Source organism: Cloacibacillus evryensis DSM 19522, assembly GCF_000585335.1.
In the GTDB taxonomy this organism is placed as follows: domain Bacteria; phylum Synergistota; class Synergistia; order Synergistales; family Synergistaceae; genus Cloacibacillus; species Cloacibacillus evryensis.
The window spans coordinates 1679888-1696604 of record NZ_KK073872.1 but is presented as its reverse complement, the minus strand read 5'-3'; the positions used below and the strand labels follow the sequence as shown (position 1 = coordinate 1696604).

Genomic DNA, 16717 nt, shown 5'->3' with positions numbered 1-16717 from the left:
ATCGGACCAATGAGAAACAGAAGCTTTTTAACGTCACTTATTACAGCCATGATCTATGCGGCCGCCTGCGCGCAGGCGGCACCCGCGGCGGATTATATTGGTACGCAAATGTACCCGGGGGCAAATGATTTGTCCGCGGGCGACAGCGTAACTACGAAAAACCCATACGAGCACGCGATTTACTGCAGCCAATTTATGGATCTTACGCTGAATGGCATCAAAATAAAGACGTTCGGCGAACACGCGACCGGCGTGTGGGGCGACAACCACAACGTGATAAAAGTGCTCAATTCCCATATCAGCACGGAAGATGAGGGGCGCGGCGTAATGATCATGGGCAACTCCTCCTGTGAGATCGCGGACACCGAGATAGATACTTTAGGGAATAAGGGAATGGGGTGTTTCGCAAACCGCTCAAGCCTGAGTGTCAGGGGCATCCGCATATCAACAAATGGCGGTGAAGCCTATGGAGCCGCCGCGGCCTCTTATTCCGGGCTCAAGGCTGACGGGGCGGAGGTCGTCACGAGGGGCGCCAGCTCACATGCCGTCTTTGCGGACGTCGCCTCTTCCGCGGACGTTATGGGCGGCAGATTATATACCGAAGGAGAAAACTCCCACGGAGTATACGCTAACGACCGTTCTTTCGCGCATGTTTCGGACAGCGATATTGAGACTGGGGGAGATCGTTCCCACGGCATCTGCGCTATGGAAAAATCCGAACTGCGCGCGGAAAATATCAAGGTTGCGGCGAATGGCGCCGGGGCCGCCGCGCTTCACGCGTCTGGAGGCTCATCTGTCAAGGTCGACGGCATCGAGGTCTCGGGCCGCCGGTCCGCCAATATTTGCACCATCGACGGCGGCAGCGTTACGGTGAGGAATATGAAGCAAAAAGGCGATTTCGGCAGGTTGCTGGATGTTAAGAACGGCGGCAAGTTTGAAGCCGTGTCGTCAGTGCTTTCAGGAAGCGTCTTTTACTCCGGGAACGACGGGCTGGATCTGGCCTTTAATGGGGGCTGCCGCTGGGCTGGCGGCGTATACGGCTCTATGGATGTTTCGGTGCCGGATCGGCGCGGCGTCGCGTTAAGCATAGACGGAACCTCTTCATGGAGCGTGGGGACCGCCGGAGCGAACGAAGCGGCGGCATGGCCGTCAGCGAACCATTTTGACAGCATCGACAACGCCGGCGTCATAGATTTCGGCTCGAGCGGCGGGCAAAAGATAGTCACTGCCATAAAGTACAGCGGCGCGCCCGGCAGCGTTTTAAAGATGAAAACCGGCATCGGCGGCACGGGCGCAAGCGATCTGCTGGATATTACCGGCAGCGCCGGCGGTACAAGCGCGATATCGGTATATAACGCGGCCAACGCAGGGGCCGTGCGTTCAACGGCGCTCGTGCGCGCCGCCGGAACCGGCGGCCTCTTTGACCTTGCCGATCATGACGAAAATAGAGCCGGAGTCAAATACATTCACGCCGGCGCTTGGAAGTATGCGCTGGTAAAGGAGGCGGACTCCTCCGGAAGCGAATGGTATCTCAAACGGGGAGACAAGTTGTCGCTTATGGGCGAGGACGGGCTGACTCCGACAGGAAAGGCGATCGCCGCGGCAGCTTTTATGTATGACACGTGGCACACTGAAGCCGGCACTCTGACAAAACGCATGGGAATATACAGGGACGGCCTCTGGAAAGGCGGCCTTTGGGCCGAGGCGGCGCTCAGCCGCGTCGACCTCGGTTATGACGGTTTGCGGGGGGCGTCCGACCGGCGAAAATTCAAGACGGCCGCGATCGGATATGACCGCAGGATAGAAAACCGCGGCGCTATTTTCTGGTATGGCGTGATGGCGGGGTACGGTAAAGACGATATCGACGTGCCGTTCGGAAAAAAGGAGCTCAAATCCACTTACGCCGCACTTTACGGCGTATACCGCCGCTCCGGCGGGCTGTATCTGAACGCTCTGACCAAATACAACCGCTACGAATCAAAACTCGACGTTACGAACCCCGACGGTTTCAGCCGCAGGGTGCTCGGACTCGGAAGCGTTAATGGTGAATGGGGCTCTAACGGGACGGGGGGCTCTCTGCAAGCCGGCAAAAAGATACTTTTCAGCGGCGGCGCGGGAAGCGACGGCTGGTATTTGGAACCGCAGCTGCAGTTTTCCTGGAACAGAGTATCCGGCGCAGATTTTGTCACCAACAGCGGCATAACGGTAAATATCGGTTCGGCGGACTACGTCAGGCTGCGCGGCGGCCTCTTGCTCGGACGCCTGTGGCAGCTTAAGAACGGCGGCCTGCTGGATGTATACTGCGACGCGTCCGTCGTCCGCGACTCGGATACGAAGATAAGCTCCGTTATGAGCGAAGGCCTCTATGAATCCAGCATCGGCGGGACCCGCGGAGTTTACGGCGTCGGCTGCAACTGGGGCTGCGCGAAAGGCAAGTACATTCACCTGCGTCTGCAGCACAGCAACGGTAAGGCCGCACACGAGCCGTTAGCTGTTTACGCGGGGCTGTCTTTTGAAATATAGAGCATAAAGGAAACAGAGTTTTTCAGTGTCACAAGAGGAAAAGTCCGGGCAGAGCGCCTGGCTTTTCCTCTTTTTAATTCCGGCGTTCTGTGGAACACAGGAATCGGAGCACAGCCTGATTATTTCAATTAACATATTTGCCGCCTCTGCCGCGAGAAATTTTATGTTTCAATATTGACGCCATAGGTAATATAATAGGCGAATCCACAGGTCGGAGACCTATGATCTAAGCAGGGGTGAGTGTTGATGGCAGACGAACGCAAGGCGCGGGATGGTTTTATCAGCAAATGGGGCTTTATTCTGGCGTGTATCGGCTCTGCGGTCGGTATGGGCAACATCTGGATGTTCCCGCAGCGCGTTTCGCGCTATGGCGGAGGCACTTTTCTTATCCCGTATTTTATCTTTGTTTTTTTGATCGCCTCTTCGGGAGTGACGGGGGAGATGGCTTTTGGCCGCGGTACGCGTTCCGGGCCGATGGGAGCCTTTAAAAAGGCGGTCGAGTCGCGCGGTTGGAGCGGGAGGGCGGGAGAAGCCGTCGGCATCATACCCGTGCTTGGATCGCTTGCCCTGGCGATCGGTTATACGGTGGTCGTAGGCTGGATATTCAGATACACCTTTGGAGCGTTCAGCGGCGCCACTCTTGCCCCGGCCTCTCCCGAGGCGTTCGGGGCGATGTTCGGCGGCATGGCCGTCGCCTTCGGCAACAATCTATGGCAGTTGGCAGCCGTCGCCGTGACCTTTTTTATCCTCATCATGGGAATAGGCGGCGGGATCGAGAGGGCCAACGGCATTATGATGCCGCTCTTCTTTCTGCTGTTCGTCGGCCTCGGAGTTTACGTATTCTTTCAGGACGGCGCCGCAAACGGATATCGGTACATATTCACCATCGATCCCAAAGGGCTCTGTGACCCGATGACCTGGATATACGCGATGGGGCAGTCTTTCTTTTCTTTATCGGTCGCCGGGAACGGCACTCTGATCTATGGTTCTTATCTCAGCGATAAGGAGGACGTTCTTTATTCGGCGCGCAATGTCGCCGTCTTTGACACGATCGCCTCGATGCTTGCCGCGCTCGTAATCATTCCCGCCATCGCCACCACCGGCGCGCAGTTGAATTCAGGCGGCCCGGGACTGATGTTCGTCGCGCTGCCCAACCTTTTCAAAAGTATGCCGGGCGGCCCGCTGATCGTGATAATATTCTTTGTCGCCGTCACATTCGCGGGCGTCTCTTCGCTGATAAACCTCTACGAGACGCCGATCGCGACGCTGCAGGAAAAGCTCGGGCTAAGCCGCCTTCAGAGCTGCCTCTGCGTCGCCGGCACGGGCATAGTTGTCTCCACCTGCATCCAGGGTATCGTCGGCGGCTGGATGGATTTCGTATCCATCTATGTATGCCCTCTCGGAGCTGGCCTGGCGGGCATCATGTTTTTCTGGGTCTTCGGCAAAAAATATGTCTGCGAAGAGCTTCAGAAGGGACGCCGCGAACCGCTGCCGGCCTGGATATATCCGCTCAGCAAGTATGTATACTGCGTGCTGACCGCGCTGGTATTCGTGCTCGGCATCGTAATTCCCGGAGGGATCGGCTGATACCGGAAGAAAGACCGACAAAACGGCGCCGGAAAAATGCCGCTTTTCATCTTCAGCCCGCTGTGATATATTTGTGCGCGTTGCACATCAGCGGCCTCCGCGCTTTTGCCGGAATTACTCTGACATCTCCTGGCAGATGCGGAACCATGCCGGCGATACGGGAAGCCGCGGCGGCTTCAGGCCGTTTTTAGTGAATTGGCACATATTTTGAAAATTTTCCACAATATCTATGTGTGGAAATTAGTTTGTTATGGTAAAATGCTATGGTTAAACATAGAGCGCTGTAATAATTTGAAAGGGGAAAAATAAATTGAAGACCGAAATACTTTCGCAGGAAAAGAACCTCGTTGAGGCCAAGGCACAGTTCACCGCCGAAGAGGTGACGAAAGCCGTCGAAAGCACTTATAAGAAGATATCCAAACAGGCCAATATAAAGGGCTTCCGCAAGGGAAAGATCCCGCGCCGGACCCTCGAGCTTTATTTCCCTAAAGAATCCGTATACGCCGAGACGATCGAGAACCTCATTCCCGACGCGATCGATAAAATGATAGAGGAATACGAGCTTAAGCTCATCACCGAACCAGAAGTAAAACCGGGAGAGATCAAAGACGGCGAGGACTTCGAGGTCACGGTGAAGTTTGAAGTTACTCCGCAGTTCGATCTGCCGGACCTTGAAGAGATAGAAGTTGAAAAGACGGTCTATGAGACGACGGACGAGATGGTCGAGGAGCAGGTGAAGCGCATCGTCGAAAGCCGCGCCGAAGTAGTCCCCACATATGAGGACCGCCCGCTGACGAAGGATGATTACGCCTCGGTCAAATATGATACATTCGTCTATTACGAGGACGGCAGCGAGAAGAAGGCGGAAGAGGGACAGAAGACGGAGATATTCCTCGGAGCCGATACGATGCGCCCTGAAGTGGTCGAAGCCATCGTAGGCAAGGTCCCCGGAGACTCCGTCTCCATAGAGCTTCCGATCGAGGGCGAAGAGGCAAAGAAAGACCATGCCGTGAAGAGCCGCTACGAGATAGAGATACTCGGCATAATGAAGAAGACCGCCCCTGAACTGACGGACGAGCTCGTTGCCGAGATCACCCAGTCGAAGCACAAAACAGTTGACGATTTCAAGGAAGAGATCAGGAAGCAGCTTCAGACCGCGGCGGAGAACCAGAGCAAAGAGAACCTCAAAGACACGATCGTGAACAAGATCTCCGGGCTGGTAGAGGTCGAGATCCCGCAGACGCTCGTTGACCGCCAGAAGGATTCGATCAAGAAACAGCAGGCTGAGAGGATCAAGAGAGAGAACAACATGACGATGGACGATTTCTTTGAAAAGAGCGGCATGAGCAAAGAGGGCTATGATACTGAGCTCGAAACCGCCGCGAGGAACATCGTCAAGCGCGCCCTCGTCCTTGAGGCGGTGGCAGAGGCCAACGACATTGAGTGGACCCCCGACGAACTGACGCAGGAGATCGCCTCGATCGCCCGCATGTCCGGGATCGATCCGAAAAAACTTCAGGATTACGTCTACGGTGACAGGGACAGGCTCTTTGAAATGGCCGAGAAGATCCGCAACCGCAAGACGCTCGACTATCTCGTGACCGCCGTCAAGGTCACGGAAGTCCCCGAGAAGAAAGCGGAGGAAACGGTCGAGAAAGAGGCCGAATAGCTTCTGTCCGGCCTTGTAAAACGAAAGATAAAATAAAGAATAAAAGGAGGAATATTATAATGTCTTACTACATTCCTATAGTTGTAGAGCAGTCCGGAAGAGGAGAGCGATCCTATGATATATACAGCCGCCTCCTGAAGGATAGGATAATATTCCTTGGGACTGCGATAGACGATACTGTTGCAAACCTTGTGGTGGCGCAGATGCTCTTCCTTGAGAGCGAAGACCCCGACAAGGACATCTCTCTATACATAAACAGCCCGGGAGGGTCTGTTTCGGCGGGGCTGGCGATATACGACACTATGCAGTATATACGCCCCAACGTTTCGACGATCTGCCTCGGGATGGCGGCGAGCATGGGAGCGGTGCTCCTCACCGCCGGAGCCGACGGCAAGAGGCTCGCGCTGCCCAACGCGAAGATAATGATCCACCAGCCGATGGGCGGCATGCAGGGGCAGGCCTCGGATATCGAGATCCACGCGAAGGAGATACTAAAGACGCGAGAGAAGCTCAACGAGATACTCGCAAAGCACACGCGCCAGCCGCTGGACAAGATCGAAGCCGACACGGACAGAGACTACTACATGTCAGCGGAAGAGGCTTTGAAATATGGAATCGTCGACAAGATAATTGAAAAACGCTAAATCTGATGAGGGGATTCCATCGGGGGATCCCCTTATTTTGTTGCGGGGAGCCAGTTCGCATGTATGAAAATAAAAACGGGAATGTATTCAAAGAAAAAAAGAAAAACAGCTGTTCGTTCTGCGGCAAATCGCAGAACGACGTTGCTAGGCTGTTTGCTGGACAGCAGTCGAATGTCTTTATCTGCTCCGACTGCGTCCACCTCTGCAGCATACTGCTGCGGGGCGAGCACCTGGGAGCGGATGAGCCTGAGCAATCACAGAAAAAGCAAAATCCTGACTATACTTCTCTTCCGTCAATAGATAAACTGCCCAAACCGGCAGAGATAAAGGAGTTTCTCGACCAGTATGTCATTGGTCAGGCGCAGGCGAAGAAGGTGCTATCCGTCGCCGTCTACAATCACTATAAGAGGCTGCTGAACCCTGCCGTAGGCGACGACGATGTGGAACTGCCGAAGAGCAACGTCCTTCTCGTCGGCCCCACCGGCAGCGGTAAAACGCTGCTGGCGCAGACTCTCGCCAAGATGCTGCACGTCCCCTTCGCGATGACGGACGCCACGACGCTGACCGAAGCCGGCTATGTGGGCGAAGACGTTGAAAATATCCTTCTGCGCCTGCTGCAGGCCGCCGATTTTGACATCCAGGCGGCGGAGCGCGGCATCATCTATATCGATGAGATCGACAAGATAGCGCGCAAGTCCGAATCGACGTCGATAACGCGCGACGTCTCGGGCGAGGGCGTCCAGCAGGCGCTGTTGAAGATAATAGAGGGCACGGTGGCGAACATACCGCCGAAGGGAGGCCGCAAGCATCCCAGCCAGGAGATGATACCCATCGATACCAGCAACATCCTCTTTATCTGCGGCGGCGCATTCGACGGTCTGGAAAAGATAATATCGCAGCGCACCAACGAAAAACAACTTGGTTTCGGCGGCGAGATCAGCTCAAATGTGAGCAAGCGCAGCAGCGCCGAACTCCTGAAGAAACTTGAGCCGGATGACCTGCGCTCGTACGGATTCATCCCCGAGTTCATCGGACGCCTCCCCGTTCTCGTGGCGTTGGAGTCGCTTTCCGAAGACGCGCTCGTCCGGATACTCAAAGAGCCGAAGAATGCTCCTTTAAAGCAGTACAAGAAGCTCTTTGCCCTTGAGGACATCGACCTTGAGTTCACTGACGACGCCGTGCGGACGATCGCCGAGCGCGCCGCCAAGCTGAATACCGGCGCACGCGGGCTCAGGACCATTCTTGAGAGGCTGATGCTGGATCTGCAATATGAGATCCCCAACAAGTCTTCCAACGTCGCCTCGCTCACAGTTACAAAGGGTGCGGTCGAGGGGACGGAAAAGCCGCTTGTCGAGACGGGTGACATGGCGCATGGCGCAGAATAAGCAGCTTGTATACCCGATCATCCCCGTGAGGGATATGATAGTCTTTCCGGGCGTCGTCTCGCCGCTCTTCATCAGCCGGCCGCGTTCGATGCGCGCCGTCGAAGAGGCGGGGGAGCATGACCGGATAGTCTTCATCACGGCGGAGAAAAAACCTTATCCTGATACGGTGCAGCCCGACGGGTTGTACAAGGTCGGGACCGTGTGCAAAATACTCCAGAACGTGCGCCTTCCGGACGGTTCGCTGAAAGTCGTCGTCGAGGGCGGCTACCGCGCCGAAGCGGTGAAGTTCGCGGCAAACGAATCATTCATGCTGGCCTCAGTCCAACCGTTGGAAACGGAGAAAAGCACCCCTTCGCTGGAGACCCGCGCGCATATGCGTTCCATCCTCCGGGAATTCGAACAAAACGTCCACCTCGACCCGAAACTGCCGGAGGAGATCGCGCGTTCCGTCAGGGATATAGACGCGCCGGACGTGCTGTGCGACGTAGTGGCTTCGCACAGCCACCTCGACATCACCGAAAAACAAAAAATATTAGAGACCTCCGTGACGGAAGACCGCCTTAGCCTGCTCCTAAAGATGCTGATAACGGAAAACGAGCTGCTGGGGCTGGAACGGGACCTGGAAGACCGCGTCCGCTCGGAGATAGACAAGGACCAGCACAACTACTATCTGCGCGAGCAGCTTAAGGTCATCAACGAAGAGCTGGGAGAAGACAGCCCCGCCTCCGAGGCGGAGGAACTGCGCGCCGCCGCGGCCGCGTCGGGGATGCCCGAATCCGTCATGGAACGCGTCAATAAAGAGATATCAAGGTTCACCAAGCTTGCCCCCGTCTCGCCGGAGGCCGCCGTCGCGCGGACCTATATCGAGACCCTGGCCGAACTGCCGTGGAACAGCTCCACCGAGGACTGCCTGGAACTTGCCAACGCGCGCAAGGTCCTCGAAGAGGATCACTATGGCCTCGAAGATGTGAAAAAACGCATCCTTGAATACCTCGCCGTCAAAAAGCGGGCGGGAAAAAGCATGCGCGCGCAGGTGATCTGCTTCGTCGGCCCTCCCGGCGTCGGCAAGACCTCACTGGGCCGCTCGATCGCGCGCACGATGGGACGAAAATTCATCAACATATCGCTTGGCGGGATGCACGACGAGGCTGAAATACGCGGCCACAGGCGTACATATGTCGGCGCGCTGCCGGGCCGCATCATCCAGAAGATAAAGCAGTGCGGGGCGAACAACCCGTTGATTTTAATGGACGAGATCGACAAACTGGGTTCTGATTTTCGCGGAGACCCATCGTCTGCGCTGCTCGAAGTGCTCGACCCAGAGCAGAACTGGCACTTTGCCGACAACTTCCTCGAGGTCCCCTTCGATCTGAGCAAGGTCATGTTCATCACCACCGCGAACTCCGCCTCTACGATACCGAGGCCTCTTCTCGACCGCATGGAGGTCATTCCTCTCCCCGGCTACGTGTTGGAGGAAAAATTGAAGATCGCCAAACGCCACCTGATCCCCAGGATAATCAAGGAACACGGGCTCGAAAAAGAGGACTTCGTCATCTCCGACGCGGCGCTCAAGGATATAATTTCATCCTACACGATGGAAGCGGGCGTCCGCTCGCTTGACCGCGAACTCGCGAAGGCGGCTCGGAAGATCGCCGCCGAGCTGACGGAAGATAAAACGGAGGAAAAGGGCTCCCTCACCAGGGAGCGTATCAGGAAGATCCTCGGCCCCCCTAAGCTCCATAACACAAAGGTGCCGAAGGAAAACGCCGTCGGTACGGCGATCGGCCTTGCCTGGACAGAGACGGGGGGAGACGTCATCCTCATCGAATCTGCGGTCATGGAGGGCACCGGCAATGTGACATATACCGGAAACCTCGGCGACATCATGCAGGAATCGGCGACGACCGCCCTCGCGTACCTGAAATCCCGTGCCGGACATTACGGGCTGGCAGGCTTTGAATGGAACAAGAAGGACATACATATCCACGTCCCCGCCGGCGCGGTGCCGAAAGACGGCCCCTCCGCGGGGATAACGCTCGCCCTGTCGCTCTGTTCGACGCTCACGGGACGCGAGATCGACACCAGATACGCCATGACGGGTGAAATGACTCTGCACGGAAGCGTCCTGCCCATAGGCGGAATCCGCGAGAAGATATTAGCCGCAAAAAGACTTGGCATAAAAGAAATAATACTGCCCGAAGCAAACAAGCCGGACACAACGGAGCTCGGCGGCTGGGTACTGGACGGGATGAAGCTGCATTACGTCTCAAATATTTCAAGGGTATTTGAACTTGCATTGAGGCCGGGGGGATAAAAATGAGCGTATGGAAATCGGAGCTGTTTTGCACAGCCTTCAACAAACAGCAGCTGCCGCCGCCGGGCCCTCACGAGATCGTCTTCGTCGGGCGCTCGAACGTGGGGAAGTCGACGCTGATCAACGCGCTGCTCGGCAGGAAGATCGCCAAGGTAAGCTCCAAGCCCGGCAAGACACGCAGCATAAACTTTTATAACGTCGACGCCGAGCCGCATAAATTCTCGCTCGTCGACCTGCCGGGCTACGGCTACGCTGCGCGCGGGATGGACGAGCGCAGGAGCTGGTGGAAGCTGATAGACGACTATTTCAGCCAGGACCGGCCGATATCTTATGTCGTCCACCTCATAGACTTCCGCCACGGCCCGCTCGCCAATGACAACGAGCTCACCGGCTGGCTCGACCGGATGGAGATGCCGCGCATCGTGGTCTTTACCAAGGGAGACAAGATCTCGCCGGGAAAGCGGAAGGGGCAGTATAATACAATAATGCGCGCGGGGATCGATTCCATTTTACCCCCCTTCGTCACCTCCGGCGTAAACGACGCCGAGATGGCGAAACTGCGGGACGGCATCGAAGAGGTCCTCTCCGAGATGATAAAACTCGACGCGCAGGAGGCACGCTAAAAGCGGGCAGAAAACCACGCCTATTCCGATGATCGGATGTGCCGGACGCCAGGCGTTCCGTCACATGTTATCATCGGTACCCCATCCTACGAGGTGCCGGAACGGCCGGACTGACGGGATGGGAATAGATACTGGCCGCGCCACCAGGCCGGCCTATTGAGGAGGAAAACGGAAATGGATTCCGAGAAGACGCAGTTAGGCAAGAGCTATGATCCCGTACCGATCGAAGACAAGTGGTACGCGGAATGGATAGCGGAGGGGCTTTTTAAGGCAGATTCATCATCGCCGAAACCGCCATTTTCAATCGTCATACCGCCGCCCAACGTGACGGGTTCGCTTCACGTCGGACACGCGCTCGATAACACGCTGCAGGACATTCTCTGCCGCACGAAGAGGATGCAGGGATACGAGGTGCTCTGGCTGCCCGGCACGGACCACGCCGGCATTGCCACGCAAAACGTAGTCGAACGTTCGCTTGCCAAAGAGGGCGTATCCCGCCATGACCTCGGACGCGACGAATTCGTCAAAAAAGTCTGGGAATGGAAAGAACAGTATGGCAGCACCATCATAAATCAGCTTAAAAAACTCGGCGCCTCGTGCGACTGGGACCGTGAACGCTTCACGATGGACGAGGGGCTCTCACGCGCGGTGCGCAAAATATTTGTGGAGCTTTATAAAAAGGGACTCATTTACCGCGGGAAGTACCTGATCAACTGGTGCCCGCGCTGCCAGACCGCCCTTTCGGACCTTGAGGTCGAGCACGAAGAGATGGACGGCAAGTTTTACGAGGTCTCCTATAAGTTCGCCGACGGTGAAGAGGGCGGCGTGATAGTCATGACGACGCGCCCCGAGACGATCCTCGGAGACAGCGCCATCGCGATACACCCCCGTGATGAGAAGAACCGCCACCTTGTCGGCAAAAAGGTGATCGTTCCGCTCGTGGACCGCGTCATCCCCGTCATCGAGGACAACATGGTCGACCCCGAATTCGGCACCGGCTGCGTCAAGATCACTCCGGCCCATGATCCCAACGACTTCCTCGTCGGACAGCGCCACGGTCTTGAACAGATACAGGTCATCGACGACAAGGGCGTAATGAACGAGAACTCCGGCAAATACCAGGGCATGGACCGCTTCGAGGCGCGCGCCGCGATCGTTGCCGACCTCGAAAAAGAGGGCGTGCTGCTTTCCGTCACCGACCTCCGGCATTCGGTCGGACACTGCTACCGCTGCCACACCGTCATCGAACCATACCTTTCGGAGCAGTGGTTCGTCCGCACGCGCCCGCTCGCGGACGCCGGAGTCGCCTCGGTAAAGGCCGGAAAGATCAAGTTCGTTCCCGACCAGTGGACCAACGTCTATTACCAGTGGATGGAAAACATCCGCGACTGGTGCATCTCACGCCAGCTCTGGTGGGGACACCGCATTCCCGCGTGGTACTGCGACGAGTGCGGCGAGATAATCGTCGAAGAGACGGCGCCGCACAAGTGCCCGAAATGCGGGAACGGCAGCCTCCGTCAGGATGAGGACGTGCTCGACACCTGGTTCTCGAGCGGCCTCTGGCCCTTCTCGACGATGGGATGGCCCGACGATACCGAGACTCTGAAAAAGTTCTATCCGACCTCCGTGCTGGTGACGGGGTTCGACATAATATTCTTCTGGGTCGCGAGGATGATCATGTTCGGACTCGAGGGGATGAAGGGCGAAGTCCCGTTCCATGACGTGTATATCCATGCCCTCGTGCGCGACGAAAAGGGACAGAAGATGAGCAAATCGCGCGGCAACGTCATCGATCCGCTGACGATCGTGAAGGACTACGGAGCGGACGCTCTGCGCCTCACGCTGGCCGCACTCACCGTCCAGGGACGCGACATCTTCCTCTCCACCGACCGTATCTCGACATACCGCCTTTTCATGAACAAGCTCTGGAACGCGAGCCGTTTCGCGCTCATGAACCTAGAAGACGCGGAAGCCGGACAAAAGATAGATGAAAACGAGCTCCAGCTCCACGATAAGTGGATGCTCAACCGCATATCGCAGGTATCGGCGGAGATGACGCGCCTGCTCGACGGCTATTTCTTCGGCGAGGCCGCGCGCCTGATGTACGACTTCACCTGGGGCGAGCTCTGCGACTGGTATCTGGAACTCTCAAAGCCCGCCCTGCGCGGGGATGAGGGCGAACCGCGCCGCAGGACGACGCAGGCCGTCATGCTCGCGCTCTTTGAAGACGTCATCAAGCTGCTGCACCCGATAATTCCCTTCGTAACAGAGGAACTCTGGCACGCCTTCCCCTTCGGGAGCGGGCTCGTCGAGCACAGCGGCTGGCCGGCGCCGCGCGTAGAGGTCATAGACGAAAAGGTCCTCGCGGACATGGACTTCATACGCGACGTCGTCCGCGCGGTCCGCAACCTCAGAGCCGAGGCCCGCATCGCGCCGCAGCAGACGATCCCCGGCGTGACGTTCGCCGTTCACAGCGGAGAGAGGCTCGCGCTACTAAGAGAGTGCGAAAAGCAGATACGGCTGCTCACAAAGGTGGAGCAGGTCACCTTCACGGAAGAGGGGGCCGCCAAGCCGGAGAGAAGCCTTGCCTCCGTACTCGACGACGTCCAGGTATATCTGCCGGTGGGCGAACTGCTGGATGTCGACAAAGAGATACAGCGCCTCAAGAACGATATCGAGAAACTTGAAAAGGATATCGAGAAGAGCAAGGCGAAGCTCGCGAACAGACAGTTCGTGGAAAGAGCGCCCGCCGAGGTTATCGACAAGGAAAAGGGCAACCTCGCCGATAACGAAACAAAGGCGGTGCGTTTGAGGGAAAACCTCAGGAGCCTGACCAACTGATTTTGATGAACGAAAAAGAAAAATTTTCAGAGTTAGAAAATAGATTGCAGGAGATGGCAAGTCCGGGCATCCGCCCGGGGCTTGCCCGTCTCGCCCGTCTGCTGTGGGAGGCGGGGATGCCGCAGGATGATTTTCCCGCCGTACACGTCGCGGGCACCAACGGGAAGGGCTCGACGGCGGCCAGCCTCTATTCGATACTACGGAAATCAGGCTATAAAACTGCCCTATATACAAGCCCGCACCTTGTCGATTTTTCCGAACGCCTGGTAATAGACGATAAACGGGCGGCCTCCGGAAAATGGTTCGCGGCTGCCGCCAGGCTCGACGATATAATAAAGAAGACGCCCTTTTTTGATGGCAACCTTCCCACATACTTCGAACTGGTAACGGCGGCGGCGATCATGATACTCGCCGAAGAATCGCCGGATATCGCGGTCTTTGAGGCCGGTATGGGCGGCAGGCTCGACGCCTCAAACATCCTGGGCGACGTCAGGCTCAGCCTTATAGTGCCGATCGGGCTCGACCATACGGAATATCTGGGGGAGACGCTTGAAAGGGTGGCGGCCGAGAAGTTCGCGATAATGCGCAGGGAAACGCCCGCGCTCTTTGCCGGAGAGGCCGCTCTCGACGCGCAGTTTATCGTCGCGGCGAAGCTGCACGGGGCCTTCCCGCATATATTCTCCTCCCAATATCGTATCAAAGAGGCGGAATTTTCCCTTTCCGGCACCGTTTTCACCCTTGAGGATGAAGACGGCCGGGAAGAAACATACCGCACTCCGCTGATGGGGACCTTCCAGGCGGACAACGCGGCGCTTGCCGCCGCCGCCGCGCGCCTGCTCGGACAAAGCTTTACGAAGATAACGGCCGGAAGCGTCAGGGAGGGCCTTGCCGGAACGGTATGGCCAGGGCGCATGGAGGTCATATCCGAACAGCCTATGGTGATCGTAGACGGCGGGCACAATCCGCACGCCATGAGGCGCGTCGCCGAAACGCTGAGGACCGTGATGGGAGAGCGCCGTATCAACATCGTCATCGCGATGATGAAGGATAAGGAGATCGGCAGCGCCCTCTCCTTCCTGCAGGGGCTGGACGTTACCCTCTATTGCACGGAAGTCCCGGGCTGCGGGCGTTCGCTTGGAGCGGAGGAGATGGCGGAGAAGGCGGCAGACGCCTCTCTCAGGACTGCCGGAAGCTTCAAGGACCCGCTGAAAGCCATCGCCGCCGCCTCGGGAGAAGGCGCGCCGGTGTTATGCTGCGGCAGCCTCTTTCTTGTCGGATATATCAAGGAACGAAGAGATGGAATTTAAAGGATTCAAAACAGGGAAAGACGAGAGCGGCATTATCATCGAGATGGTAATGCCCTCTATTTTGGAAGAGACCTTCTTCGCGAAACTCTATGCGCGCGGTCCGCTGGGCGACGCCGCCGAGGGCGACCCCGCGGCGGTTTGGAGCTCACTCGGCCAAACTTACCACGGCAGGCCGCTCGTAGCCCCGCACCAGGTTCATGGCGTCCGGATTATCGAAGCAAGCGAGGAAGAGGTTCTTCCGCAAAGAACGGAGGCGGACGGCGTCTTTATCTCCGCGGGATCGCGCCCGCTTGCGAGCCTGCGTTTTGCCGACTGCACGCCGGTGGTCATCGCCGGCGCGGCTGGAAGCCCCTGGATGGCGATCCTGCACTCCGGCTTCAGGGGCACTCTGCAAAACATCGCCGCGAACGCCGTAAGGCTGGCGCTCGCGCGGCGTCCGTCGCAGCGTCCCGAAGAAATGTGGGCCTGGATCGGGCCGGCCATCGGCAGGGAATGTTATTCACGGCGGAGGGAGGACCCGACCACCGCGCTCGCGCTGAAAAGTTTTTCTGCGGAGAATATTTCGGAGAGCGGCTGCTGCTTCAACTTTGACATCAAAGGCCAGATAGTCAGCCAACTTCTGGAAACCGGCCTGATTTATGATAGAATTTACATGTATGATCGCTGTACCTGTTGTCATAATGATTATTTTTATTCATACCGCGCGGGCGACGAAAAAAAGAGGATATTCCTGTTGGCCGGAGAGGCCAAAAATCGGAATTTAACGTGAGAATAATAGAAAGCACGAGCTAATACCACTCTCCTAGAGGTGAAATTTATGGAATCAATACGGGTTGGAGTTATCGGCGTCGGGCATCTGGGGATGCACCACGCGAGAGTATATACGGAGATACTGGGGGCTCAGCTTGTCGGCGTGGTCGATATAAACGACGAGCGCGCGCATACGATAGCGGAACCGCTTGGTGTAAGCGCATACAACGATTTTGAAATGTTCCTCGAAGAGACCCGCCCCGACGCGGTGAGTATCGTCGTTCCCACAAGCATGCACTATGAGATCGCAAAGACCGCGATGGAACACGGCGTGCACGTGCTTGTTGAAAAGCCCGTCACCACCAGCGTAGACGAGGCGGAGAAGCTGCTGCACCTCGCGGTGGAAAAAGACGTCATCCTTCAGGTCGGCCACATAGAGCGGTTCAACAGCGCCGTGGAGCACGCGCGCGAGTTCATCAAGGACCCCTATTTCATCCAGACGCGGCGCATAGGCCCCTTCTCGCCGCGCATCAGCGACGTCGGGGTGGTGCTCGACCTTATGATACACGATGTCGACATCATCCTTTCGATGATAAACTCTGATCTCGTCTCGATATCCGCTATCGGCAAGTGCATCCGCACGGACCATGAGGACATCGCCTCTGTGCAGATGCGTTTCGCCAACGGCGCGATGGCCCAGATACTGGTCAGCCGCGTCTCCGAAAAACGGCTGCGCCAGATGGAGATCACGGAAGCCGAGCGTTTTGTGACGGTCAATTATGAAACGCAGGACATCACCGTGCAGCGCTGCGTGCGCCAGAGCGGGGGAAATATCGTCGAGGTGATGGAGCACCCCGTATTTCCTAAGACCGAACCGCTGAAGATGGAGCTTCAGCACTTTATCTCCTGCATTCGTGAAGGCCTTCAGCCGATGGTAGGCATCAAAGACGGCAAACGCGCGCTTGAAGTGTGCGTCGCCGCGCTGCGTCAGATCCATGAGGAAAAGACACAGAATTATTCGCTTCTTTCGGCGATATAGATAAAAGAGGCCATGACATACCGCGGATTAAGCGT

11 protein-coding genes are annotated in these 16717 nt (G+C 56.9%); all 11 read left to right on the top strand.

Annotated features, from left to right (window positions below):
• The first annotated feature begins 9 nt into the window (after positions 1-9).
• The 11 genes from CLOEV_RS07465 to CLOEV_RS07415 all read left to right on the top strand — a co-directional run bounded on the left by CLOEV_RS07465 (position 10) and on the right by CLOEV_RS07415 (position 16682).
• Entirely contained in the window at positions 10-2523 is a 2514-nt protein-coding gene (locus CLOEV_RS07465) for an autotransporter outer membrane beta-barrel domain-containing protein (protein WP_169732205.1), read from the top strand.
• 246 nt (positions 2524-2769) lie between these two features.
• Positions 2770-4110, top strand: coding sequence for a sodium-dependent transporter (locus CLOEV_RS07460; RefSeq protein WP_008711752.1), 1341 nt, complete (start codon positions 2770-2772; stop codon positions 4108-4110).
• 310 nt (positions 4111-4420) lie between these two features.
• The gene (gene tig, locus CLOEV_RS07455; RefSeq protein ID WP_034442863.1) at positions 4421-5779 is read left to right on the top strand and encodes a trigger factor; all 1359 of its coding nucleotides are present in this window, start codon (positions 4421-4423) and stop codon (positions 5777-5779) included.
• A 59-nt stretch (positions 5780-5838) separates the two neighbouring features.
• On the top strand, positions 5839-6423 hold the full coding sequence (clpP, locus tag CLOEV_RS07450) for an ATP-dependent Clp endopeptidase proteolytic subunit ClpP (protein WP_008711748.1): 585 nt from the start codon (positions 5839-5841) through the stop codon (positions 6421-6423).
• Positions 6424-6482: 59 nt separating this feature from the next.
• A complete protein-coding gene (gene clpX / locus CLOEV_RS07445) occupies positions 6483-7808 on the top strand; it encodes an ATP-dependent Clp protease ATP-binding subunit ClpX (protein WP_034442860.1) in 1326 nt (441 codons plus the stop codon).
• The gene (gene lon, locus CLOEV_RS07440) at positions 7795-10122 is read left to right on the top strand and encodes an endopeptidase La (protein WP_034442857.1); all 2328 of its coding nucleotides are present in this window, start codon (positions 7795-7797) and stop codon (positions 10120-10122) included. The genes clpX and lon overlap by 14 nt, the downstream gene beginning before the upstream one ends.
• Before the next feature lie 2 nt (positions 10123-10124).
• Complete coding sequence (gene yihA / locus CLOEV_RS07435) at positions 10125-10745, top strand: ribosome biogenesis GTP-binding protein YihA/YsxC (RefSeq protein ID WP_008711745.1); 621 nt, start codon at positions 10125-10127, stop codon at positions 10743-10745.
• A 174-nt stretch (positions 10746-10919) separates the two neighbouring features.
• Positions 10920-13586 carry a valine--tRNA ligase gene (locus CLOEV_RS07430; RefSeq protein ID WP_034442855.1) on the top strand — a complete coding sequence of 889 codons (2667 nt, stop codon included), beginning with the start codon at positions 10920-10922 and terminating at the stop codon, positions 13584-13586.
• A 5-nt stretch (positions 13587-13591) separates the two neighbouring features.
• Positions 13592-14893, top strand: a complete 1302-nt coding sequence (locus CLOEV_RS07425) for a bifunctional folylpolyglutamate synthase/dihydrofolate synthase (RefSeq protein ID WP_034445558.1) — start codon at positions 13592-13594, stop codon at positions 14891-14893.
• On the top strand, positions 14883-15662 hold the full coding sequence (locus tag CLOEV_RS15955; RefSeq protein ID WP_008711742.1) for a purine nucleoside phosphorylase YfiH/LACC1 family protein: 780 nt from the start codon (positions 14883-14885) through the stop codon (positions 15660-15662). Before CLOEV_RS07425 ends, CLOEV_RS15955 begins: the two co-directional genes overlap by 11 nt.
• A gap of 48 nt (positions 15663-15710) precedes the next feature.
• Positions 15711-16682, top strand: coding sequence for a Gfo/Idh/MocA family protein (locus CLOEV_RS07415; RefSeq protein WP_008711740.1), 972 nt, complete (start codon positions 15711-15713; stop codon positions 16680-16682).
• The last annotated feature ends 35 nt before the right edge of the window (positions 16683-16717 follow it).

Coding starts and splice junctions, on each gene's coding strand:
- CLOEV_RS07465 (WP_169732205.1), top strand. CDS start 10: ATGAGAAACAGAAGCTTTTTAACGTCACTTATTACAGCCATGATCTAT.
- clpP (WP_008711748.1), top strand. CDS start 5,839: ATGTCTTACTACATTCCTATAGTTGTAGAGCAGTCCGGAAGAGGAGAG.
- clpX (WP_034442860.1), top strand. CDS start 6,483: ATGTATGAAAATAAAAACGGGAATGTATTCAAAGAAAAAAAGAAAAAC.
- CLOEV_RS07425 (WP_034445558.1), top strand. CDS start 13,592: ATGAACGAAAAAGAAAAATTTTCAGAGTTAGAAAATAGATTGCAGGAG.
- CLOEV_RS15955 (WP_008711742.1), top strand. CDS start 14,883: ATGGAATTTAAAGGATTCAAAACAGGGAAAGACGAGAGCGGCATTATC.
- lon (WP_034442857.1), top strand. CDS start 7,795: ATGGCGCAGAATAAGCAGCTTGTATACCCGATCATCCCCGTGAGGGAT.
- yihA (WP_008711745.1), top strand. CDS start 10,125: ATGAGCGTATGGAAATCGGAGCTGTTTTGCACAGCCTTCAACAAACAG.
- CLOEV_RS07415 (WP_008711740.1), top strand. CDS start 15,711: ATGGAATCAATACGGGTTGGAGTTATCGGCGTCGGGCATCTGGGGATG.
- CLOEV_RS07430 (WP_034442855.1), top strand. CDS start 10,920: ATGGATTCCGAGAAGACGCAGTTAGGCAAGAGCTATGATCCCGTACCG.
- CLOEV_RS07460 (WP_008711752.1), top strand. CDS start 2,770: ATGGCAGACGAACGCAAGGCGCGGGATGGTTTTATCAGCAAATGGGGC.